Annotated in this window: 14 protein-coding genes; 2 read left to right on the plus strand and 12 right to left on the minus strand. The window is 72.9% G+C overall.

What is annotated here, in order from left to right; all coding sequences use genetic code 11:
* Nucleotides 1–111: 111 nt before the first annotated feature.
* On the plus strand, nucleotides 112–1,140 hold the full coding sequence (locus C1N91_RS10935) for a sensor histidine kinase (protein WP_137767736.1): 1,029 nt from the start codon (nucleotides 112–114) through the stop codon (nucleotides 1,138–1,140).
* Nucleotides 1,137–1,757: a response regulator transcription factor gene (locus tag C1N91_RS10940; protein WP_137767737.1), complete on the plus strand. Its 621-nt coding sequence runs from the start codon at nucleotides 1,137–1,139 to the stop codon at nucleotides 1,755–1,757. Before C1N91_RS10935 ends, C1N91_RS10940 begins: the two co-directional genes overlap by 4 nt.
* A 15-nt stretch (nucleotides 1,758–1,772) precedes the next feature.
* On the opposite strand, the gene C1N91_RS10945 is transcribed toward C1N91_RS10940, so the two are convergent.
* The 12 genes from C1N91_RS10945 to C1N91_RS16725 all read right to left on the minus strand — a co-directional run bounded on the left by C1N91_RS10945 (nucleotide 1,773) and on the right by C1N91_RS16725 (nucleotide 23,642).
* Nucleotides 1,773–2,810, minus strand: a complete 1,038-nt coding sequence (locus tag C1N91_RS10945) for an LLM class flavin-dependent oxidoreductase (RefSeq protein ID WP_137767738.1) — start codon at nucleotides 2,808–2,810, stop codon at nucleotides 1,773–1,775.
* A 121-nt stretch (nucleotides 2,811–2,931) separates the two neighbouring features.
* The gene (locus C1N91_RS10950) at nucleotides 2,932–3,567 is read right to left on the minus strand and encodes a thymidine kinase (protein ID WP_137767739.1); all 636 of its coding nucleotides are present in this window, start codon (nucleotides 3,565–3,567) and stop codon (nucleotides 2,932–2,934) included.
* A complete protein-coding gene (locus C1N91_RS10955) occupies nucleotides 3,567–4,268 on the minus strand; it encodes a response regulator transcription factor (protein WP_224441368.1) in 702 nt (233 codons plus the stop codon). Before C1N91_RS10955 ends, C1N91_RS10950 begins: the two co-directional genes overlap by 1 nt.
* Nucleotides 4,255–5,523, minus strand: coding sequence for a hypothetical protein (locus tag C1N91_RS10960; RefSeq protein ID WP_137767740.1), 1,269 nt, complete (start codon nucleotides 5,521–5,523; stop codon nucleotides 4,255–4,257). The genes C1N91_RS10955 and C1N91_RS10960 overlap by 14 nt, the downstream gene beginning before the upstream one ends.
* Nucleotides 5,520–6,815 carry a sensor histidine kinase gene (locus C1N91_RS10965; protein WP_137767741.1) on the minus strand — a complete coding sequence of 432 codons (1,296 nt, stop codon included), beginning with the start codon at nucleotides 6,813–6,815 and terminating at the stop codon, nucleotides 5,520–5,522. The genes C1N91_RS10960 and C1N91_RS10965 overlap by 4 nt, the downstream gene beginning before the upstream one ends.
* A gap of 157 nt (nucleotides 6,816–6,972) precedes the next feature.
* A complete protein-coding gene (locus C1N91_RS10970) occupies nucleotides 6,973–8,154 on the minus strand; it encodes an Rv2578c family radical SAM protein (RefSeq protein WP_137767742.1) in 1,182 nt (393 codons plus the stop codon).
* A 71-nt stretch (nucleotides 8,155–8,225) separates the two neighbouring features.
* The gene (locus C1N91_RS10975) at nucleotides 8,226–9,713 is read right to left on the minus strand and encodes a malate:quinone oxidoreductase (protein WP_137767743.1); all 1,488 of its coding nucleotides are present in this window, start codon (nucleotides 9,711–9,713) and stop codon (nucleotides 8,226–8,228) included.
* 113 nt (nucleotides 9,714–9,826) lie between these two features.
* Nucleotides 9,827–10,876, minus strand: a complete 1,050-nt coding sequence (locus tag C1N91_RS10980) for an aspartate-semialdehyde dehydrogenase (RefSeq protein ID WP_137767744.1) — start codon at nucleotides 10,874–10,876, stop codon at nucleotides 9,827–9,829.
* Nucleotides 10,877–10,913: 37 nt separating this feature from the next.
* The gene (locus C1N91_RS10985; RefSeq protein WP_137767745.1) at nucleotides 10,914–12,179 is read right to left on the minus strand and encodes an aspartate kinase; all 1,266 of its coding nucleotides are present in this window, start codon (nucleotides 12,177–12,179) and stop codon (nucleotides 10,914–10,916) included.
* A gap of 121 nt (nucleotides 12,180–12,300) precedes the next feature.
* Nucleotides 12,301–12,900 carry a recombination mediator RecR gene (gene recR / locus C1N91_RS10990; RefSeq protein WP_058729138.1) on the minus strand — a complete coding sequence of 200 codons (600 nt, stop codon included), beginning with the start codon at nucleotides 12,898–12,900 and terminating at the stop codon, nucleotides 12,301–12,303.
* Nucleotides 12,900–15,863, minus strand: coding sequence for a DNA polymerase III subunit gamma and tau (locus tag C1N91_RS10995; RefSeq protein ID WP_137767746.1), 2,964 nt, complete (start codon nucleotides 15,861–15,863; stop codon nucleotides 12,900–12,902). The genes recR and C1N91_RS10995 overlap by 1 nt, the downstream gene beginning before the upstream one ends.
* A gap of 198 nt (nucleotides 15,864–16,061) precedes the next feature.
* The gene (locus C1N91_RS16725; protein ID WP_175415993.1) at nucleotides 16,062–23,642 is read right to left on the minus strand and encodes a choice-of-anchor G family protein; all 7,581 of its coding nucleotides are present in this window, start codon (nucleotides 23,640–23,642) and stop codon (nucleotides 16,062–16,064) included.
* Nucleotides 23,643–23,799: the final 157 nt, after the last annotated feature.

Consider the following 23,799-nt stretch of genomic DNA (forward strand, 5'->3'; position numbering starts at 1 on the left):
GATCGGGGCCCTGCTGCTTCGTGCGCCCGCAATCCGTGCCTGTGCCTGTGGACACACCCGCAGCCGGTGGGGCGAGCCGACGGGCACGATCCCGCTACGCTCGCAACCGTCATGTCGATCCCCGCACCGCTCGCCGCCGTCCTCGCGGAGATCGGCGCCCGCTTCCCGGAACTCGCCGACGACCCGGTCCTCGCACAGAGCCTGCTCGAGAACGTGACGTCCATGATCAGCGACGCCCACGAGCGCTACGCGGCCGGCGGCGGCACGGCGAGCGTCGTGAGCGACCGCTACCTGGACCCGGCGCACCTCGCGACCGGCGCGCTGCACGCCGAGCACGCCCAGCACCCGGCCGGCGCCATGCTCGCGGCCGAGATGCTGTTCGACGCCTACCTGCCGGTCTTCGTGGACGAGGTCGACGCGCACACCACCGACGAGGTGCTCCGCGCCACCCGAGCGCTGCACGCGGGCGTCTGGAGCCGGTTCCCCGCCGGCGCGATCGCGTACACCGAAGCGCTGCGGCAGCGCGTGACCACGACCAACCTCGACTCGCGCGAGCAGATCGCCCGGGACCTGCACGACCGCGTCGCGCACGGGGTCCTCGCCGGTCTGCAGCGGCTCGACCTGGTCCTGCTGACCGACCCCGACGACAGCGAGCGGACCGCGCAGCTCGAGGCCGCCGCGCGGCTGCTGCGCGGAGCGCTGACCGACGTGCAGGACCTCGCCCTGTCCCTGCACGCTCGGGTCGGTGACGACCGCCTCGACGACGCCCTCCGCCGCCACGTCGACGACCTGTTCCCCGGGGACGACCGACTCGTGATCACGACGACGGGGGTCGCTGGCACGCTGCCGAACTGGAAGGCCGAGGAGGCGTTGACGATCCTGCTCGAAGCGCTCACCAACCGACGGAAGCACGCACCCGGGTCCGCGGCGACGGTGGAGTTCGCCTGGTCGCCGGCGACGGTCGTCGTGACGGTGCGGGACGACGGACCCGGCTTCACGCCGGGCGCCGTCCCGGAGGGCCGGCTCGGTCAGCGGACCATGCGGGAGCGTGCGGGTGTGCTCGGCGCCCGACTCGACGTCGAGAGTGCGCCCGGCGCGGGCACCACCGTCCGGCTGACCGTCCCGAGGGGGGCCCTGTGACCGCCGTCACCCACGTCGCGCTGGTCGACGACCACCGACTCTTCCGCGAGGGACTCGCGACGATCCTGTCCGCCGTGCCGACGATCCGCGTGGTCGCGCACGGGGAACGACCGTCCGACGTGCTCGACTCCCCCGAGGCCGCTGCGATCGACGTGCTCCTGCTCGACGTCGAGCTCGACGGGCCCCCGGCACGGACCACCATCGCCACCGTGCGTCGCACCCACCCGCACATCAGCGTCGTCGTGCTGACGATGCACCGCGACGCGGTCCTCCGCCGTGCCCTGCTCGACGCCGGCGCGGTGGACTTCGTGACGAAGGACGTCCCGAGCCGCGAACTCGTCGGTCGGATCGTCCGCGCGTCCCGCGCGGGAGCGGCACCGGTGACCTTCCCCGTCGACCTCGTCACCGACGCGCGTGCCGGCTCGCCGCTGAGCGACCGCGAGCTCGAGGTGCTCCGGCTCGTCGCCGCCGCACGGTCGAACGCCGAGATCGCCGCCGACCTCGGGCTCGCCGTCGGGACGGTGAAGCGGCACGTCTACAACGTGTACCGGAAGCTCGACGTCGGGACGCGGATCGCGGCGATCACCGCGGCGACGCGCCTCGGCCTGTTGGCCTGACCGAGTCCGCGACCGCTAGACCGTCGCGCCCGCCGGCACCAACCGCCCCTCGGCCTGCAGCGACGCCACCACGTCGAGCGCCTGGTGCCGGTAGCGGGCCTGCGCAGCGCCCGGAGCGACGATGACGCCGTCGGCCCCGGTCGACGCGACCAGCTCGTTGAGCTTCGCCGCGACCTGGTCCCGCGACCCGTACGCCTGCCGCTCGGTCCGCGCGGCGATGAACCGACGCTCGAGGTCCGAGAACTCGTACGCGCGGGCCTCGTCCATCGACACCGGCTCGGGCTTCGCCCCCTGCCGCATCCGGATGAACGAGATCATCCCCGGCGCGCTCTGCTCCTCGACGACCGCCGGGTCCTCGTCGGTGACGACCTGAACGCCGATCAGCGCGTTCGGCGTCTGCCGGAACCTCGACGGCCGGAACGAGTCCCGGTAGAGCGCGAGCGCCGCCTCGGTGTTGTCCGGCGCGAAGTGGTGCGCGAAGGCGAACGACACCCCGAGCGCACCCGCGACCTGCGCACTGTAGCCCGAGGAACCGAGGAGCCAGAACTCCGGCACGTCGCCGTAGCCCGGCACCGCGCGGATGCGCGACAACGGGTTCGACGCGTCCATCCCGGTGAAGAACCCGATGAGGTCGGCGAGCTGCTGCGGGAAGTCGTCGACGTCGAGTCGGTCGGTCCGGCGCAGCGCCATCGCGGTCGCACCGTCGGTCCCGGGAGCCCGGCCGATGCCGAGGTCGACGCGGTCGCCGTACAGCGCGCGCAGGGTGCCGAACTGCTCGGCGATGACGAGCGGCGCGTGGTTCGGCAGCATCACGCCCCCGGAGCCGATCCGGATGCGCGACGTCGCGGCACCGACCGCGCTCAGCAGGACCGCCGGCGCGGACGACGTGATGCCCGGCATGCCGTGGTGCTCCGCAACCCAGACGCGCTCGTACCCGAGCTGCTCGGCGTGCACGGCCATGTCGATCGAGCCCTGCAGGGCCTCGGTGTTCGACTGGCCGTACTCGCGGGTGGCCAGGTCGAGGACGGACAGGTGCACGGTGGCGTCGCTCATGCGGACGACAACCGTCGCCGCCCCGCGCGCATTCCGTACCACGGGACGGACGGGAGGCTCGTGGCGGCGCCGCCACGGGCCTCCTGTCCGTCAACGGATCACCCGACCGACGTGGGCCGGGTCAGTGCGCGAGCTCGCCGTCGAGCCGTCCGCCGGATTCGCTGAGGTAGCAGTTCGCGCACAGCGACTCGTACGTGACGTCGACGCCGTCGATCGCGACCTGCGATCCGTCGAAGACGAAGCGGCCGTCGACCTTCCGGGCGTTGAACACCGCCTTGCGACCGCAGCGGCAGATGGTCTTGAGCTCCTCGAGCGAGTGCGCGACCTCGAGGAGCCGTGCACTGCCGGGGAACGCCTCGGTGCGGAAGTCCGTGCGGATGCCGTAGGCGAGCACGGGGACCTCGTCGAGCACGGCGATCCGGAGCAGGTCGTCGACCTGCCGCGGGGTGAGGAACTGCGCCTCGTCGACGAGCACGCAGCTCACCGGACGCACCATGCCGTCGAGCCGGTCCGACTCCGGGTCGCTCGCGCCGGCCTCCGCGACCGCCGCCCGGACGTCGTCGTGCGGGGCGAAGACGACGTCCACGGCGCGGGTGACGCCGAGCCGGGAGACGATCTCGCGGTCACCCTTGGTGTCCACCGACGGCTTCGCCAGCAGGACGCGCTGCCCGCGCTCCTCGTAGTTGTACGCCGCCTGCAGGAGCCCGGTGCTCTTGCCGCTGTTCATCGCGCCGTACCGGAAGTAGAGCTTCGCCACTACGCGAGGAACCCGTCCTCGGCGGCACGGCGGATGAGGTCCGACTTCTTCGACGCGGGACGCCCGACCTTGCTGTACTTCTCACGCACGCGACGCAGGTAGGTCTTGGCGGTCTCGTACTGCACGTTCATCTGCGCGGCGACCTCGTTCGTCGAGTAGCCCGACACGTACAGGCGGAGCGCCTCTTCCTCGCCCGCACTGAGCTTCGGTCGCTGGTGGGCGTTCGCGCCGGTCGGCAGCGGCCGCCAGTCGCGCTGCGGCGGGGTCTCCCGCGAGACCCCCATGACCTCGCGCGCGACGTCCATGACCTCGCGCATCGGCAGCGACTTCGACAGGAAGGCCGCGGCGCCGGCGGCGAGCGCACGGTCCCGCGACTCGCGGCTGTCGACGCTCGACAGCACGATGACCTTCGCCCCGGCGGCCCGGCAGGTACGGACCCGCGCCTCGATCGACACCGGCTCCTTGAGCTGGAAGTCGAGGAACACGAGGTCCGTCGGGAAGTTCTCGCTGTGCACCATCTCGAGCCACGTGTGCGCGGTCAGGGCGAGGTCGAAGTCGAAGGCGTTCACGGCGATCCAGCTCGACAGGCTGTCGAGCAGCACCTCGTGGTCGTCGAGGATCGCCAGCCGCACGCGTCGGGTTCCGGGCTGCGGGAGCGGGGGCACGCCCTCCGTGGTCCGGTTCGGGTCAGTGCTGGTCATAGGAGAACCTTAGTGCGAGGGACGATGGGCGGACGGCGACGTCGAGGTCGGGGAAGGTCACGCGGAGGACCGCGAAGTACGGGTCGAAGGTGCGGTGGATGCCGACGTCGGAGTCGTCGACCGCGAGCTCCAGGCGGACCTCGACCCGGTCGGGAGGGACGCCGGACTCCTCGGCCCGTTCGACGGCGGCGGCGCGAGCGACGGCGGGGGCTCGACCGACGTCGGCGGCGCGATCGACGGCGGCGGCTCGACCGACGTCGACGGCTCGGCGGACGACGGCGTGGAAGCGTGCCGGGTCGACCGTGGCGGCTCCCAGCGCGGCGCGGAGGAACGTGCGGACCACCGTGCGCTGGTCGGTGTCGAGCGTCGCGATGAGGCCGTCCGGGTCGTCGACGGACTCCGCCGAGCCACCGTCGACGGTCACCGCGTACTCGAACCACGTCCGGTCGGCGTCGGCGACCATGGCCCGACGGATGCCGTCGGCGATCGCACGGGCGCGTGCGCGGTCGGCGTCGGTGATCTCCTCGCGCGTCCGGAGCTCGGTGAGGAACGGGGCGACGTCGCGGCCGAGGATGACCGAGCGGTCCTGCTGCACGCTCGCCGCGATGCCGTCCCGCTCGGCACGCTCCACCGAGTACGAGCCCGCACGGATCTGCACGCGGCTCGCCAGCCCGCCGAAGGTCCACGCGAAGACGACCGACGCGCCGGTGAGGACCAGGGTCGGCGCCGCTGCGAGGAACGCCGCGACGGACGTGGGCACCTGGTGGGGGAACTCGGCTGCGGCGATCCCCCAGGCCGTGGCGTCGACCGCCGCGAGGACGACGCCGCCGACCGCCAGGTCGCGCCACGGCCGGTACGGCGCGACCATGACGATGCCGGTGGCGGTCAGCAGGGACATGAAGTCGTTGAGTGCGTTGCGGTCCGGCCCCCACTGCGCGGCGACGCTGGCGATCGTCGCCGCGCCGAGCAGCACGACGTGCAGCACGTACGCCCACCGCGGGAACGGCGCGCGGAAGGGCGACGACGCCGTGACGACGACCGCGGCGGACGCCGCCAGCAGCAGCACGGCGAGCGCGCTGAGCGTCGGGCTCCCCACCACGTCGCGATCGAACACCGACGCGAGGAGGGCCCAGAGGACCCCTGCTGCGCCGAGCAGGACCGCGAGCGGACGGGAGCCCATCGCGCCGAGGGGGTCCCACTGCTGCGCCGTTCGGCTACTCCGGACGGCGGCGCGCACCGCGTCGACGCGGCTCACCGGGTGCTCCCCCGGTCGGACTCCCCCGTCACGGCGAACGAGGCGGCACCGCTGGTGCGCACCCCGCCGGACCGTGCGCCGCCGGTGCGGGCTCCGTCGGTGCCGGGCACGGTGTCCCGTGGCGTGTACGGCACGGACATCATGACGCTGGTACCCGACCCCGGCGACGACCACACCTGGACGTCGCCGCCGACCCGTCCGATGCGCTCACGGACCGAGCCGCGCAGGCCCATCCGGTCGCTCCCGGTCTCCTGTTCGTCGAACCCGCGGCCGTCGTCGACCACCATGACGGTGCAGGACGCGCCGTCGTCGAAGACGCTGACCTCGGCGGCGTCGGTGCCCGCGTGCTTCCGGACGTTCGCCAGGCACTGTCCGACGGCGCGGAGCAGGGCGGTCGCCGCGGACGGGTCGAGCCGCGCCAGGGCAGCGGAGTCCCCGGTGACCGCGACCGCGAGCCCCTCGGATCGGTGTTCGTCCACCATCGCGGTGAACTCGGCCCCGGCGGCCGCCGGGTCCGGCTCGACGGACCGCTCGGTCGGAGCGAGCCACTGCTTGCCGGTGAGCATCGCGACGTCGGCCTCGACCGTCCGCGCGAGCTGCGGGTCCATCGGCCCGTCGGGTGCCAGGGCGATGGCGCCGAGGTGGTTCAGGACGGTGTCGTGCAGGATCGCCGCGGCCTCGGCCTCGACCCCCGCGCGGTAGGCGGACACGTGCTCCTCGCGGGCGGAGCGCAGCAGCTCGGGCTGCACCCGCTCGGACCGGGCGGTGTTCCTGCTGGTGAAGAGCACGAGGGCGACGACGAACGCCAGGGTGACCCACGCGAGCACGAGCGGTCGGGGCGGGCCGCCCCCCTGCAGCACGGCGATCCCCGTCGCCAGCCTGCCGACCAGGAACCCGCCGATCGACCAGACGACGACACGGCTCGCAACCGCGCCGGCGCCGCCGACGAGCACGAGCGGGATCACCACCAGGGACAGCAGGTAGCTCGTCACCCACCCCGCGGGGACCTCGCGCTGCACGATCGTCGTGAACCACCACGTGCACACACCGCCGGTGAGCAGGAACGCCACGGCGGAGCGCCAGGTGCCGAACTGCACGTGCACGCCGATCATCGCCAGCATCGGCAGGAGTGCGAGCACGGCCCCGGCGACCCGCACGTCGGGCACGGCAAGACGGTAGAGCAGCAGCGTGACGCCAGCTGCGACGACGGAGCCGATCGCTGCCGCGTGGAACGCACGCACGGTCGACCACGCGTTCACTCGCGGAGCGAGGTGCGTGGGGATGCCGAGCACGGGTCGAGGGTCCTTCCGAGAATCGTCCGGTCGCCGTGTCACGCGGCCGGTCGAGGCCGGCCGTGTACCCCGAAACGAGCACGATCCGGCGACCCGCTCGATGCTACCGCCGATCACCGACACAGGGTGTCCCCCGAACGCGGAAGGTGGACGCTCCTCAGAACAGGGTCGGCCCGGTCCCGCTGAGCACCGCTGCCACCGCGGCGTCACGACGGTCGAAGCCAGGGTCAGCGCGCTTGAGCGGCGACGACGTCGGGCGGGACTGCTCGTCGAGGGACACCGGGACGCGGTACCCGTTGGTGATGCCCGCAGCTGCCGCGCGACCGGGCACGAGGTGCCCCTGGCGGTCGCTGAAGCCCATCGACCCGGTCGTGGGGTCGACCCGGCCGAGCCCGAGACCGTGGGCCGCGAGGATCGGGCGCACCCGGTCCGCGAGCCAGCGCCGGTAGTCGGCGGGCGCGTAGGTGTTGTCGAGGTACATCGAGCGGTACCGGGCGACGAGGTCCGGGCGCGTGCGCTGCAGCCACGCCTGCCACCACGGCTTGACTCCCGGCCGCAGGTGCAGCGCGGAGTACATGACGCTCGATGCACCGGCCGACGCGGCGCGGCCGATCGCCTCGTCGAGGTGCGCCCGGGTGTCCGTGATGAACGGGAGCACCGGCATGAGGAACACCGAGCACTCGAGCCCGGCATCGCGGACCGCCCGGACGGTCGCCAGCCGGGCGGCGGTCGTCGGGGTCCCCGGTTCGACCTGCTGCTGCAGCTCGTCGTCGTACACGGCGATGGACATCGCCAGGTCGACCGGCACGCTCCGCGCAGCCTCCACCAACAGCGGCAGGTCCCGCCGCAGCAGCGTGCCCTTCGTCAGGATGCTGAACGGTGTGCCCGACTCGGCGAGCGCACGGATGACGCCGGGCATCAGCCGGTACCGTCCCTCGGCCCGCTGGTACGGGTCGGTGTTCGTGCCGAGTGCCACGGGGTGCCGGTCCCACGTCGGCTTCCGGAGCTCACGGCGCAGGACGTCGGCCACGTTGGTCTTGACGACGATCTGCTGGTCGAAGTCGGCGCCCCCGTCGAACTCGAGGTAGGTGTGGGTCGGCCGGGCGAAGCAGTACACGCACGCGTGACTGCACCCGCGGTAGGGGTTGATCGTCCACCCGTACGTTCCGCTGCCGTCGGCCGCCGGCACGCGGTTCAGGGCGCTCTTCGCCAGGACCTCGTGGAAGGTCACACCCGCGAACTCCGGCGTCGTGACGCTCCGGACCAGCCCGCTGTTCGACTCGAGCCCGGGCAGCGCGTCGTCGCACTCCGCTCCGATCGCCTGCCCGCTCCACCGCATGCCCCCATTCGAACACACGTTCGAACAGGTCGCAAGCCGGCCGCGACCGTGCAGCTCGGTCGTGCGCGACCTCAGTGGTGCAGGCCGAGGACCTTCGCGGTGTGCTCGAGCGTCTCGTCGGCGAGCTGCGGGTCCGCGCCGAGGTCCTTGCCGTACGTCGGGACCATCGTCCGGACCATCGGGGCCCAGGCGTCCCAGCGGTCCGGGAAGCACCGCTGCAACATCGACAGCATGATCGGCACCGCCGTCGACGCGCCCGGGCTCGCCCCGAGCAGGCCCGCGATCGAGCCGTCCGCCGACGTGATGACCTCGGTGCCGAACTGCAGCACGCCGCCCTTCTCACGGTCCGGCTTGATGACCTGCACGCGCTGCCCCGCGGTGATGCGGTGCCAGTTGTCGGGCTCGGCCGTCGGCATGAAGTCGCGCAGTGCGTCGAACTTCGTCTGCTTCGACGCCAGGAGCTGCCCGACCAGGTAGCGGACGAGGTCGAAGTTCGAGAACGCGACACTGAGCATCGGCCGGAGGTTGTGCGGCCGGATCGAACGGAACAGGTCGAACAGCGAGCCCTGCTTGAGGAACTTGGGGCTGAAGCCCGCGTAGGGACCGAACATGAGCGACGCCTTGCCGTCGACGATGCGGGTGTCCAAGTGTGGGACGGACATCGGCGGAGCGCCGACGCTCGCCTTGCCGTACACCTTTGCGGAGTGCTTCTGCACGACCTCGGGCTCGTCGGTCCGGAGGAACTCGCCCGACACCGGGAACCCGCCGTACCCGCGGATCTCCGGGATGCCGGACTTCTGCAGCAGGTGCAGGGCGCCGCCGCCGGCACCGACGAAGACGAACTTCGCGGCGATGCGCTGGGTCGATCGTCCGATCTCGTTGCGGACGTCGAGCACCCACCCCTCGGAGATCTTCGAGCGGGTGATCTTCTTCACCTGGTGGGACGGCTCGAACTCCACGCCCTCGATCTCGAGCTCGTCGAAGAGCTGTCGCGTCAGCGACCCGAAGTCGACGTCCGACCCGGCGGCCGAGTACGTCGCCGCGATCGGCTGGTCCTTCTTGCGGCCGGGGATGAGCGCCGGCGCCCACTTCCGGATCTGCACCGGGTCGTCGGAGTACTCGATGCCGGCGAAGAGCGGGTGACCCTGCAGCGCCTCGTACCGCTTGCGCATGTACTCGACGTTGTCCGCTCCCCAGACGAACGAGATGTGCGGCGTCGGGTTGATGAAGTTCGACGGTTGCGGCAGCGCGCCCGTCTCCACCAGGTGTGCCCAGAACTGCCGCGAGACCTGGAACTGCTCGTTCACGGTGACGGCCTTGGCGATGTCGACGTGTCCGTCGGGCATCTCCGGCGTGTAGTTCAGCTCACACAGCGCGGAGTGACCGGTACCGGCGTTGTTCCACGGGTTCGAGGACTCCTGCGCGACGGAACCGAGGCGCTCGTACACGCGGATCTTCCACGTGGGCTCGAGTCGGTGGATGATCGCGCCGAGCGTGGCGCTCATGATCCCTCCCCCGACCAGGACGACGTCGATGGGGTCCACCTGCTTCACTGCCACCCGTCGATCCTACAAGCGCGCGCTGACAGGGTGGGTACCGACGGACGGGAGGCCCGTGGCGGTGTCGCCACGGGCCTCCCGTCCGTCAGGTGTCGCGAACGCGTCGGCGGTCGCTACGCCGCGACCGCGCGCCGCTCGAGGATCGTCTCGGCGATCTGCACCGCGTTCAACGCGGCGCCCTTCCGCAGGTTGTCGTTGCTGACGAACAGCGCCAGGCCGTGCCCCTCGGGCGCGGACTGGTCGGCGCGGATGCGGCCGACGAAGGACGGGTCCTGCCCAGCGGCCTGCAGCGGCGTGGGCACGTCGGCCAGCTCGACGCCCGGGGCGGCGGCGAGGATCTCGGTCGCCCGCTCGGGCGACAGCGGCTGCGCGAACTCGGCGTGCACCGAGATCGAGTGGCCGGTGAAGACCGGCACGCGCACGCAGGTGCCCGCGACCAGCAGGTCCGGCAGTTCGAGGATCTTGCGGCTCTCGTTGCGGAGCTTCTTCTCCTCGTCGGTCTCACCCATGCCGTCCTCGACGATGCTGCCCGCGAGCGGGACGACGTCGAAGGCGATCGGGCGGACGTACTTCACGGGCTCGGGGAAGGTCACCGCGGAACCGTCGTGCGTGAGTGCCGCGGCGTCCTGCTCGAGCGCGGCGCGCGCCTGGCCGAGGAGTTCCTCGACACCGGCGAGGCCGGAGCCGGACACGGCCTGGTAGGTGGTCGCCACGAGCCGGCGGAGCCCCGCCTCGGCGTCGAGCACCTTGAGCACCGGCATGATCGCCATCGTCGTGCAGTTCGGGTTCGCGATGATGCCCTTCGGCGCCTCGTCGATCGCGTGCGGGTTCACCTCGCTCACGACCAGCGGCACCTCGGGGTCCATCCGCCACGCGCTGGAGTTGTCGACGACGAGCGCACCGGCCGCCGCGAACTTCGGCGCGAGGGCACGCGACGCCGTGGCCCCGGCCGAGAACAGGGCGATGTCGATGCCCGAGGGATCGGCGGTCTCTGAGTCCTCGACCACGATCTGCTCACCGCGGAACGGCAGCGTCGTGCCGGCGGACCGGGCGCTCGCGAAGAACCGGACGTGGTCGGCCGGGAACGCGCGCTCCTCGAGGAGGCGACGCATCACGGCGCCGACCTGGCCGGTGGCGCCGACGACGGCGACGGTGGTGCTCATGTGGTGCTCCTGCTCGTGGATCGTCCGGACGCGGTGCTCAGCGGCCGGTGCCGGCGTAGACGACGGCGTCCTGGTCGGCGTCGAGCCCGAAGGCCTGGTGCACGACCCGCATCGCCTCGTTCAGGGTGTCGGCGCGGGTCACGACCGAGATGCGGATCTCCGAGGTGGAGATCATCTCGATGTTGATCGACGCCTCGTGCAGGGCACGGAAGAGTGCCGCGGAGACGCCGGCGTTGGTGCGCATGCCGGCGCCGACGAGCGCGAGCTTGCCGATCTGGTCGTCGTACTGGATGCCCTCGTACCCGATGTCGCCCTTCGCGACCTCGAGCGCGGTCAGGACGCCCTGGCCCTGGTCCTTCGGCAGCGTGAACGAGATGTCCGTGCGACCCGTGACCGCCTCGGACACGTTCTGCACGATCATGTCGATGTTGGCGCCGGCACGGGCCACGATCGTGAAGATCTCGGCGGCCTTGCCGGGGGTGTCAGGCACACCGACGACGGTGATCTTCCCCTCGGAGAGGTCTCCGGCGATGCCGGTGATGATCGGTTCTTCCACGGTTTCCCCCTCTGCAGGGTTGTAGACGATGGTGCCCTCGGCGTTGCTGAACGAGGAACGGACGTGCAGGGTGACGCCGTGTCGTCGGGCGTACTCGACGGCACGGATGTACAGGACCTTGGCGCCGGACGCGGCGAGCTCGAGCATCTCCTCGCTCGTGATCCGGTCGACCTTCTTCGCCTTCGGCACCACGCGCGGGTCCGCCGTGAAGATGCCGTCGACGTCGGTGTAGATCTCGCAGATGTCCGCATCGAGCGCGGCGGCGAGCGCGACCGCGGTGGTGTCCGACCCACCGCGACCGAGGGTGGTGATCTCACCGGTCGTGCGGTTGAACCCCTGGAAGCCGGCGACGATCGCGACGTGCCCCGCATCGAGCGCCTCGCGCACCCGCTTCGGGGTCACGTCGACGATCCGCGCCTTGCCGTGCTGCGCATCCGTGAGCATGCCGGCCTGGCTGCCCGTGTAGGACGAGGCCTCGACGCCGAGGCTCTTGATCGCCATCGCGAGCAGCGCCATCGAGATGCGCTCCCCCGCCGTCAGCAGCATGTCGAGCTCACGACCGGCGGGGATCGGCGTCACGGAGTGCGCGAGGTCGACGAGTTCGTCGGTGGTGTCGCCCATCGCGGAGACGGCCACGACGACGTCGTTGCCCGCCTTCTTGGTCTGGACGATCCGCTTCGCCACGCGCTTGATGCTCTCGGCGTCCGCGACGGACGATCCACCGAACTTCTGCACGATCAGGGCCACTGGCTGGTACTCCCGGGGACGACGGTTCCGCGACGGTCACGCGGTCTGACAATCGTAGAGGGTGTTCCGCGGATGTTGCGTGCGAGGCGGGCTCGACGCAACGATCCTGCGCGAGCGGCGATCAACCCCCGACCAGGCGACGGCCCTCGAAGGCGCGTCCGAGCGTGACCTCGTCCGCGTACTCGAGGTCGCCGCCCACCGGCAGGCCGGACGCCAGGCGCGTGGTGCGGATCCCCATCGGCACGAGCAGCCGGCTCAGGTAGGTCGCGGTCGCCTCGCCCTCGAGGTTCGGGTCGGTCGCGATGATCACCTCGTCCACCGTGCCGTCGGCCAGCCGCGTCATGAGCTGCTGGATGCGCAGGTCGTCCGGACCGACACCGTCGATCGGGCTGATCGCACCGCCGAGCACGTGGTAGAGCCCGCGGAACTCGCGGGTGCGCTCGATCGCCGCGACGTCCTTGGCTTCCTCGACCACGCAGATGACGCTCGGCGATCGGCGCGGATCCCGGCAGATGCTGCAGCGGACGTTCTCGGTGACGTTGCCGCACACCTCGCAGAAGCGGACCTTCTCCTTGACCTCGGCCAGGAGCTCGGAAAGCCGTGCCGGGTCGAAGGACTCGGTCTGCAGGATGTGGAACGCGATGCGCTGCGCCGACTTCGGGCCGATGCCCGGCAGTCGGCCGAACTCGTCGATCAGGTCCTGCACGATGCCGTCGTACATCAGGCGCCTTCCTCGTGCAGGGCGGTCTCCTCGATGAACTGCGCGCCGAGGATCTCACGGACGACCGCCTCGCCGTAGCGGCCGGCGACCGGTGTCCGGCGGACCTGGGGCGGTGCCGTCCGGTGCTGGGTCTGCGGAGGCTGCTGTGCGGCCGGCTGCTGTGCGGCGCCCTGCTGTGCCGTGGCGTGCTGCGTCTGCTCCGGTGCAGCGGTCCGCGACGGGCTCGCCGCACGACCGGGCGCGGATGCTGCCGCTGTGCCGCCGGCCGAGGGGCCCGGGTCGGGGAACGGCGCTCCGTCGTCGTAGGGGTCGTCGTCGAGCGGGTAGTCGTCGACCGGTACGTCGCCGGCGGCCGGCGATGACGGCGCCGGCGCCGGTGCCGCCGCTCCTGCCGGCACGGTCGGCGCACCGTCCGCTGCGCCGCCGCTCGGCTGCTCGCTCGTGGTCGGTCGCGCCGGTGCGCCGCCCAGGGCCGAGGCCGGGCGGAGCTGCGCGGCGAGGGCCGCGTCGGCGGCGGGGTCGGACACCGGGGCGATCGGGACGACCGGCTCCCCCGTGTCCGTCGTGCCGAACGGAGCGGACCAGCCCGGCTCCGTGCGCCCTGGCGCGGCGTGGGACGTCGGGTCCGTCGCCGGGATCGCCGCGACGACCCAGTCGGTCACCGGGCCGGTGGACGCCGGGGCGGTCTGCTGCTGGGACGGCTGCTGGCGAGTCGGCTGCGGCGCGGGCGACTGCTCGCGGGCCGACTGCTGCGGTTGCTGCTGCTGGGCCTGCTGCGGCTCGGGCTGCTGCGACCCGGACTGCTGCCGCTCCGGCTGCTGCGGTGCAGGCGCCTGCTGCTGCTGCGCCGTCGGCGGCTGCTGGGTCGCGGCCTCCGACTGCCCCGCGGACTCCGGCTGCCGCCCCTGGGCCGTGCTCGACGCCGCGACCTGCTGCTCGGGCGTCTGTGCCGGCTCCTGCTGCTGCGCGCTCTGCTGCGGACGACCGCCCGGCTGCTGCGGAGCCCCGTCACCACCGGGTCCCCCGCCGGGACGCTGCTGCCCCGGACCGCGGGCGACGAACTTCACCCGCAGGCCGAGCACGTCGATGATCGCCGACCGGAGCAGCTCGCTCACGCTCGTCGACGGGTCCGACACCTCCTTGAACGAGGCGACGTCCTGCTGACTCGGGAACGTCAGGGTGAGCACGTCGTCGCGCAGGGCGGTGACCTGCGCCGTGACCACCACGGACCACGCGGACCGGCGGGCACGCTGGACGTGCTCGACGACCTGCGGCCAGGCGTCCCGGAGCTGCTGGAACCCCACGGCGCTCACCGGTCGCACGACCGGCTCGTCCCCGACCGCGGTGCCCTGCCCGGTGGACGAGCCGTTCGCTGCCCCGGAGGGCTCGTTCGGCGTCCGCGCTGCCGGACGACGCTGCCCGGCGGGCTTGTCCGCACCGGTCGACGGCGTGGATGCTGCCGTGTCCGGCACGACCGCGGCCCACGACGCAGCCGCCGCAGCACGCGGGTCGCCGGACCCTGCCGGGGCCTGCTGGGTCTGCGCCGGACCGACCGGAGCCGCCCCGCCGACGGTGGCGGCGGAAGGGCTCGACGGCGGAGTGGTCCTCGCGGACGCGGTCGAACCGGACTGCGCCGAGGCGGCGACGGGCGCCGCAGCAGATGCCGACCGCGGCACGGGAGCACCCGGCGACGAGGACTGCGAGCGCGCCGGCGACACGGATCGGTCCGCTGCCAGCACGGACGGCGTCGAGGACACGACGGGCGCAGCGGACACCGCCGCGTCGTGCCCGCCGGCATCACCGACGCCGACGCGCCGCTCGAGCCGTTCGACGCGCGCGAGGGCCCCCCGCTGCGTGTCGTCGGCCTCGGGCACGAGCATGCGAGCCGTCATGAGCTCGAGGTGCAGCCGGGGTGACGTCGCACCGGTCATCTCGGTGAGCGCGCGGTTCGCGATGTCGGCAGAGCGGGACAGCGCCGTCGCACCGAAGACCCCGGCCTGACGGGTCATCGTGTCGAGCTCCTCCGGGGAGATCCCGCGGAGCACGGCTGCGGCGCTCTCGTTCGTCGCAGCGACCACGATCAGGTCGCGGAGGCGCTCGAGCAGGTCCTCGACGAAGCGACGCGGGTCCTGACCGGTCTGCACCACGCGGTCGACCGCGGCGAAGGCCGACGCGGGGTCGGCGACGGCGAGGGCGTCCACGACGTCGTCGAGCAGTGCGGCGTCGGTGTAGCCGAGCAGGGCGACGGCCCGCTCGTAGGCGATCGCGCCGTCCTCGCTGCCGGCCATGAGCTGGTCGAGCAGCGACAGCGTGTCGCGCACCGACCCCCCACCGGCGCGGACGACGAGCGGCAGGACGCCCGGCGCCACCGACACCGACTCTTGCGCGCACAGCTGCTCGACGTACTCGAGCATGGTCGCCGGCGGGACGAGCCGGAACGGGTAGTGGTGAGTCCGGGAGCGGATGGTGCCGATGACCTTCTCGGGCTCGGTCGTCGCGAAGATGAACTTCACGTGCTCCGGCGGCTCCTCGACCAGCTTGAGCAGGGCGTTGAAGCCCTGCGGCGTCACCATGTGCGCCTCGTCGAGGATGAAGATCTTGTAGCGGTCACGAGCCGGCGCGAAGACCGCCCGGTCACGCAGGTCACGGGCGTCGTCGACGCCGTTGTGGCTCGCCGCGTCGATCTCGATGACGTCGAGCGATCCCCCGCCGCCGCGCGCGAGCTCGACACAGCTCGGGCAGACGCCGCAGGGGGTGTCCGTCGGCCCCTGCTCGCAGTTGAGGCAGCGGGCGAGGATGCGCGCCGAGGTGGTCTTGCCGCACCCGCGCGGTCCGCTGAAGAGGTACGCGTGGTTCACGCGGTTCGTCCGCAGGGCGGTCCGCAGCGGGTCCGTGACCTGCGACTGACCGATCAGCTCGGCGAAGTTCTCGGGCCGGTAACGGCGATACAGGGCGGTGACCACGGACCAAGGGTAGCCGGGACGGCCGACAGCGGAGCGCCCTCGGCGACCGCCTGTGGAGGCGGGCCGAGGGGCGGGACGGCCGACAGCGGAGCGCCCTCGGCGACCGCCTGTGGAGGCGGGCCGAGGGGCGGGACGGCACCGCGCCTCCCGTCCGTCGTGGTGACGGGCAGGAGGCGCGGTGTGGGTGGGGACGTGCGGTCAGGCGCGTCCGCGGCGGCGGATGCCGCGTGCGAGGCGGGAGAGACCCAGCAGCATGAACCCGAGGACGACGAGGCCGCCGGCAGCACCTGCGAGCGGCGCCACGTCCGCGCCGGTGAAGGCGAGGTCGCGACCGGTGCCGTTCCCGGTAGCGAAGCCGTTGCCGTTGCCGTTGCCGTTGCCCGATCCGCCGCCGGTGCCCGCGCCGTTGCCGGAGCCTCCGGGCAGACCCGGCTGACCGGGCTGACCGGGCTGACCCGGCTGACCCGGCTGACCCGGCTCACCGGGCTGGCCCGGCTCGCCCGGCTGGGCGGCCACGACGACCACCGGCACGGACTGCGCGGCGGACGTGGCACCCTCGACGGTCTGCGTCACCGTGAAGGTGTGCGGCCCGACCACGAGGTCCACGGACACCGACCAGGAACCGTCGGCACCGGCGGTCGTCACGACGGGGTCCCCGTCGTCCGTGCGGACCGTGACGGTCGCACCCGGGTCCGCCGTGCCGGCGACCCGCCAGGTGGCGGTTCCGTCGGGACCGGCGGTCTGCCGCGCGCCCGGCAGGGGCGAGGTGACGGTCAGCGGGTCTGCGACCCGCACCGTGATCGGCACGACCTGGGAGTCGGACGTGTCACCGTCGACGGTCTGGGTCGCCTGCAGCGTCCAGTCACCGGCGGGCACCTCCAGGAAGGTGACGCTCCAGCGACCGTCACCGCCCGCCGTCGTCGTCAGGACCTGGCCGGTCGACAGCCGGACCTCGACCGCTGCATCGGCCGCGGCCGTCCCGGAGACCGGCACGGTGGTCGTGGCGTCCAGTCCCGGGGCCTCGAAGAGGCGGCCCGGGGTCGGGTCCGTGACGACGATGCCGTCCTCCTCCGCGGCGACCACGCTGATGCCGCTGGTCACCGGGGCCGAGGTGACCCCGTCGACCGTCTGCGTCGCCGACACGGTGTGGTCACCCACCGGGACGCCGGGCACGGTCACCGTCCAGGAGCCGTCCGCGCCGGCCTGCGTCGAGACCGTGGTGCCGTCGATGTCGACGGTGACGGTGGCTCCCGGCTCGGCGGTCCCGCTGACCGGCACGGAGACCGTGTCCTGGTCGGTCGGGAACACCTGGCCGTCCACGGGGGCGACCACCTGCAGCGGGGCCACGGCGGCGACGGTGAAGGCGACGTCGGGTGCTGCGGTGGTGGTGCCGTCCACGGTCTGGGTGGCCGACGCGGTGTGCGAGCCGAGTGCGACGCCCGGCACGGTGACCGCCCAGTCGCCCTCGTCGTCGGCCGTCGTCGTGACCGCGGTGCCGCCGTCGACGGTGACGGACACCGCCGCACCCGGCGCCGCCGTGCCGCCGACCCGGACCGGGGTGGTGTCACCCACGATGCGGATCGTGCTCCCGGCAGCCGGCGTCGTGATGACGACGGCGTCCTCGTCGGCGACGTCCACGGTCACGTCCACCACGACCGGGTCGGAGGTGGTGCCGCCGACCTCCTGGCCGACGGTGACCGTGTGGTCACCGGGACCGACACCCGGCACGACCGTGTCCCAGGTGCCGTCGTCACGGACGGGAACCTCGACCGGGTCGCCGTCGTCGACGACCACGGTGACCGTGCCGCCCGGCTCGCCGGTACCGGCGACGGGCAGGTCGACCGTCGGGTCGGCCGCCGGCACGGTGACGACCTGGTCGTCGGTCGGCGTGGTGACCGTCAGGGGCGCTCCCGCCTCGACCGTGAAGGTGTTCACGACCGGTGCCGAGGTGGACCCGTCGACCGTCTGAGTGGCGCGGACGGTGTGCTCACCCGTCGCGACGCCCGTGAACCGGAGGCTCCAGGTGCCCGCGTCGGTCGCCGTCACGGACTGCTCGTCGCCGTCGTCGAGGGTCACGCGGACCTCGGCACCCGGCTCGGCCGCTCCGGTCGCGAGGATGGTCGCGAGGGAGTCGTCCTGGGCCACCCGGACGGTGGACCCGTCGGCGGGTGTGGCGATGGTGAGCGGTGCCGCGACCACGACCTCGATGCCGACCGTGACCGGCTGCGAGGTGGTGCCGCCGACCTGCTGGGTGACGCTGACGGTCGTGCTGCCCGCGGGGACCCCGGGGACGTCGACCTCCCAGTCGCCGTCCTCGTCGGCCTCCGTCGAGGCGTCGCGTCCGCCGCCGAGGTCGACCACCACGGTGGCGCCCGGCTCGGCCGTGCCGCGCACGGTCACCGTCGTCGTGGCGTCCTCGTCGGCGACCCGCACCTCGTCGCCGTCCGCGGGGGCGGTGATGACGACCGGCGCCGCCGCGACGACCTCGAAGGGCCGCTCGGCCGGACTGGTCGAGGTGGACCCGCCGACCGTCTGCGTCGCCGTCACCTCGTGCTCCCCGACCGCGACGTCCTCGACGTCGACGCTCCAGGTGCCGTCGTCGCCCGCCGTCACGTCGACCGGCTCGCGGTCGTCGACGGTCACCGTCACCGTGGCACCCGGCTCCGCGTCACCGGCGACCGTGACGGTCGTGGTGGCGGCGTCGTCCGCGACGGTGACGGTGCCGTCCGGCTGACGGATGACGAGCTCGGCCGCGGCGACGACCGAGACCGGTCGTGTGACGGGAGCGCTCGTGGTGTCGTTCACCGACTGCGTGACGGAGGCCGTCCAGGAGCCCACGGGGACGTCCTCGACGGTGGTCGCCCAGGTGCCGTCGTCGCCGACGACCGTCCCGGCGGTGCCGCCGTCACCGAGGTCGACGGTGACCGTCGCCCCGGGCTCGCCGGTGCCGGCGAAGTCGACGTCGGTGGTGGCGTCGTCGTCCGCGACCGTGACGGTCGTGGCTCCGGCGGGTGTGGTGACGGTCAGCGGTGCACCGGCTCGCACCGACACCACCGCGCTGACGGGCGCCGACGTGATCCCGCCGACGACCTGCGTCGCCCGGACGGTGTGGTCACCGGTCGGCACGTCGGTGAACGTGTGGGTCCACCGTCCGTCGTCGCCCGCCTCGACCGTCGCCTGCTCGCCGGTGGAGAGCGAGACGGTCACGGGTGCGCCCGGCTCGGCCGTGCCCGCGGCCACGACGTCCGCCGTGCCGTTCGCGTCGGCCACCGTGATGACGTCGCCGTCCTCGGGGCTGGTCAGGGCGAGCGGCTCGCCCGCCCGGACGGTGAGCGTCTGCTCCGCGCTGGAGGCAGTGGTGCCGCCGACCGTCTGCGTCGCGGTCACCGTCTGCTCGCCCACGCCGACCCCACCGACGACGACCGTCCAGTCGCCGTCGCCGTCCGCCGTCGTGGCGGCCTCGGCGTCGCCGACACGGACCGTCACCGGCGCGTTCGGCTCGGCCGTCCCGGACACCGTCACGTCGCGCGTGGTGTCCGCGTCGGGGACGAGCAGGACCGCGCCGTCCTCGGGCGACGTGATGACCACGTCGTCCGCGGCCACGATCGTGACGTCGCGCGTCACCGGGTCGGACGTCGCCGGGCTCGAGACGCCACCCGGCAGGGTCTGGGTCACCGACACCGGGTGGGTCCCGACTTCGACGCCCGCGAACGTGACCGACCACGAGCCGTCGGCGCCGACCGTGGTGGCCTGCCCCGGCGCTCCGCCGTCGATCGTCGCGACGATCGCGGCGCCGGGCTGCCCGGTGCCGGTGACCGTCACGTCGCGGGTCACGTCGTCGCCGGCGACCCGGATCGCCGCCGTGCCGGGAGCCGTGATCGCGAGGGGCGCGGCGACGTCGACCGTGAAGCCCACGGGCAGGGCGTCCGTGCTGACGCCGTTCACCGTCTGCGCCGCGTCGATCGTGTAGTCGTCCGGAGCGAGGCCGGTTGCCTCGACCGACCAGGTCCCGTCGACGCCGTCGGCGGTGGTCGACAGGTCGAGATCACCGACCGTGACCGTCACGGCTGCACCGGGCTCGGCGACACCACTGATCGTCACCGTCGCCGATGCGTCCTCGTCCACCACGACGAAGCGCGAGCCGGCGGCGGGGCTGTCGATGGTGATCGCGGTGCCCGGGACGACGGTGAAGTCCCGCGTCTCGGTGGGGCCGGTCGTGCCGTTCACGGTCTGCACGGCCTCGACGGCGTGCTGACCGGTCGCGAGCTGCACCGGGTCGAGCGCCCAGTTGCCCGCGGGGTCCGCCACGACGTCGACCGGTGCTGCCCCGTCGACACTGACCGACACCGTCGCACCCGGCTCGGCGGTCCCACGGACCACGACCGACGCGTTGCCGGTGCTCGTGGCGGGGATGGCCTGCCCGTCGGTGGGGGCTGTGATCACGAGGTCGTCGCCGACCTCGACGGCGATGTCCCGCTCGATCGCGGGCGAGGTCTGTCCGCCCACGGTCTGGGTGACCGACACGGTGTGGTCACCGGTCCCGACGCCCGGCAGGGTCACCGACCAGGTGCCGTCGTCACCGACGGTCGTCGTGACGGGCTCGCCGTCGTCGAGCACGACGTCGACCGCGGCCCCCGGCTGTGCCGTCCCGGTCACGGCGACGTCGACCGTGTCGTCGTCGTTCGCGACGACCGTGGTCGCGCCCTGTGCCGGAGCGGTCACCTGCAGCGGTGCGGCGGGGACGACCGACACGACCCGCTGCTGGGCGGGCGACGTCGTGCCGTTCACCGTCTGGGTGGCCGTGAGCGTGTACCGACCGACCGGCACGTCCGTGACCGTCGTGGACCAGTTCCCGTCGCCGTCGGCCGTGGTCGTGGCGGTCAGACCGCCGCCGATCGAGACGGACACGTCGGCGAGGGGCTCCGCGGTGCCGGTGACGTGCAGGTCCGTGGTGGAGTCGGCGTCGAGGACGGGCACGGTGGCGCCGTCCGCGGGCGCCGTGATCGTCAGCGGCGCACCGGTGACGATCTCGAAGGCCGAGGTCACGGGTGCCGAGGTGGCACCGGCGACGGTCTGCGTCGCGGTGATCGTGCGCTCGCCGACCGGCACGCCCTGGAACGTGGCCGTCCAGTTGCCGTCGCCGTCCGCCTGCGTGATCGCGGCGAAGGATCCGCCGAGGTCGACGGAGACGGACGCGTTCGGTGCCGCCGAACCGGTCACGGTGACCGACGTGGTCGAGGTGGCGTCCGCGACCGTCAGCACGGCGCCGTCGGCCGGGTCCTCGATCGTGACGCCGGGCACCGCCGCGACGGAGAAGTCACGGGTGACCGGTGCACTCGTCGTCCCGCCGACGGTCTGGGTCGCCGTGGCGGTGTAGTCCCCCTCGGGGACGTCCTCGACCGTGGCGGTCCAGGTGCCGTCGGCGTCCGCCGTCGTGGTCGTGGTCAGCTCACCGCCGAGGGTCACGTCGACCCGGGCACCGGCCTGGGCGGCGCCGGTGAGCACCACGTCGCGGGTCTCCCCGACGAGCGGCAGCACCGCACCGGGTTCCGGCGTGGCGATGGTCAGCGTGCGTGCGGCCACGACCTCGAAGTCCCGCGTGACGGGCGCCGAGGTGGTGTCGCCGACGGTCTGCGTCACGCTCGCCGTCTGCTGTCCGACCGGGACCGCGTCGACGGGGACGCTCCAGACGCCGTTGCCGTCGGCCGTGCCGCTCGCCGCGACGGCGCCGATCGTCACGTCGATGCGGGCGTTCGCGGTCGAGGTACCGGTGAGGGTCACGGGCGCCGTGGTGCCGGTCGTGGTGAACTGCTGCCCGGCGGTCGGGGTGTCGATGACGAGCGGGCGCTGCGCGACGACCGAGAAGGTCTGCGTGGCGGTGCCGGCTGCGACACCGCCGACGGTCTGCGTCGCGGTGACGGTGCGGTCCCCGACCGGCACGCCGGTGAGGATCGCGGTCCACCTGCCGTCCGCGCCGACCGGAGCGTCGGCGGCCAAGGTGCCATTTGCGGAGAGCGCGATGGTCGCACCCGGCTCACCGGTGCCGCTCACGGTCACCGAACGGGTCGAGGTGTCCGTCGGGACGCTGAACTGCTGCCCCGCGGTCGGGCTCGTGATGGTCGGGGCGACGAAGGCCGTGGCGCGCACCGTCGAGGTGGCGAGGTCGACCGTCGCGGCGTTCGCCCCGGGCAGGATCCTGAGCTGGACGGCGGTCACGCTCCGCGCTCCCGAGTCGGACCCGCGGGGGTCGCGGAAGCGGGGGTCGTCCTGCACGTTCACTCGGATGTCGACGGCTGACCGGACCAACGCGATGGCAGGGGACAGCACGGTGGCCACTGCCGTGGTGGTCGCGGTGAGGGCACGGACGATCGTGGCGACACCGTCCGAGCCCACCACGGGTGCGAGGACTCCGCCGACGGTCGGCAGGAGGGTGCTCACCACGAAGTTGTCGAAGATCGCTCCGATCGGCGTTCCGAGGAGACCCGAAGCCTGGATCTGGCGGGCCGGGTTCGGCGCGGTGCCGAGCACGTCCCCGAGTGTGGTGTTCACCACGAGGTTCAGCGCACTGATCGGCACGGTGCCCCCGATGGGAAGCGTCGCCTGCGCGTTCGCGGTCACCCGGACGGTGATCGGCGTCGCGTCGATGATCGGGACGATCGCCTGACGGATCCGCTCGGGCAGCTGCACCTGGAGGATGTTCGCGAGCGCCGTGTTGATGCTGTCCACGGTCGCCTGTGTGAGGACCGGCGTTCCGGGATCGAGGTCGTTCCACCCGGTGAGCCCGTCGAGGTCGACCGTGATGCGACCGGTCGCGACGTCGAGCGTCACACCGTCCGACGTGACAGGGGTCGCGAGTGCCTGGTCGATCGCGGGGCGGAGGTCCAGCGTGGTCGAGGCGGAGACCTGGGTGCCGTTCAGCGTGATGACGCCGAGTGCACTGGCGATCTGCTGCAGCTGGGCCGTCAGTCCGCCCGCGACGCCGTTGAGCGTGCCGCCGGGAGCCACCGTGGCGTTGAGCTGGTCGGAGACTGCTCCGAGGTCGGAGCGGAGGCCGTCGGCGAGACCAGCGACCGCCGGGCTCTGCAGCGTCAGGTCGGCGTCGGCGATGTCGTAGTCGGTCGTGGTCTGGACCGTCGCGCCACGCTGGGCGGAGATCGTCGATCCCAGCGCTCCGAGGCTGAGTTCGCCGTTCGCGAGGACGTCGTCCGCCCCGACCACGCCGAGGAGCTCGGTGAGGTCGAGGGTCGTCCGCTGCCCGGCGTCGTTGCCGGTCCCCACACCGATGCCGCCGTTCTCGGTGACGGCACCGGCGGACGCGGTCGCTCCCGTCGTCGAGCTCGAGGCGTACTGACCGGCGACGCCGAGCGTCAGGATGCCCTGCGGTCCGAGCAGGTCGATGTCGTTGCCGAGTCCGACCTGCACGGCGCCGAGCGCCTGCAGGTCCACCGGCTGGCTGGTCGTGCCACCGCCGCCGGAGACACCCTGCGCGGAGTAGGCCCCCGCGAGCTGTGCGACGTCGTCGAGGTTGATGACCCCGCCGCCACGCAGCAGGACGCCCTCGGCCTCGGCGACGTCCGTCGGTGCCGCGGCAGCTGGCTGGATCGCCACGGTGGCGGCGAGCAACGCCGTCACCGTGGCGACGACACCGCCGCGCAGGAGGAGGCTCCGGTCGCCGGGAGCTCGTCGTCGAGCCCGGTCCCCGTCGCGGGTGATCCATCGTGTCCAGTTGACCGCTCCTGCGGGTACGCGGGTACCCCGGAGCGACACGTGCCTGCGCATGCGTGTCCCGTTTCCTGGCAGGCTCGCCTGCCACCTGATCCTCGGACTCCCCCGCTGGTGAGACGGGAGAGGGTCGGAACCCTGGTTGGGAGTTCCTGAAGGTGATCTTTACACACGAACAGGAACCGCGCACGGCGTGACGGAAGATTTCACCGAG

Source organism: Curtobacterium sp. SGAir0471, from assembly GCF_005490985.1.
Classification (GTDB): domain Bacteria; phylum Actinomycetota; class Actinomycetes; order Actinomycetales; family Microbacteriaceae; genus Curtobacterium.

Bases quoted from the DNA above. Each gene is read 5' to 3' on its own strand.
- C1N91_RS10935 (WP_137767736.1), top strand. From the start codon at position 112: ATGTCGATCCCCGCACCGCTCGCCGCCGTCCTCGCGGAGATCGGCGCC.
- C1N91_RS10945 (WP_137767738.1), bottom strand. From the start codon at position 2,810: ATGAGCGACGCCACCGTGCACCTGTCCGTCCTCGACCTGGCCACCCGC.
- C1N91_RS10955 (WP_224441368.1), bottom strand. From the start codon at position 4,268: ATGACCAGCACTGACCCGAACCGGACCACGGAGGGCGTGCCCCCGCTC.
- C1N91_RS10970 (WP_137767742.1), bottom strand. From the start codon at position 8,154: ATGCGGTGGAGCGGGCAGGCGATCGGAGCGGAGTGCGACGACGCGCTG.
- C1N91_RS10980 (WP_137767744.1), bottom strand. From the start codon at position 10,876: ATGAGCACCACCGTCGCCGTCGTCGGCGCCACCGGCCAGGTCGGCGCC.
- recR (WP_058729138.1), bottom strand. From the start codon at position 12,900: ATGTACGACGGCATCGTGCAGGACCTGATCGACGAGTTCGGCCGACTG.
- C1N91_RS16725 (WP_175415993.1), bottom strand. From the start codon at position 23,642: ATGCGCAGGCACGTGTCGCTCCGGGGTACCCGCGTACCCGCAGGAGCG.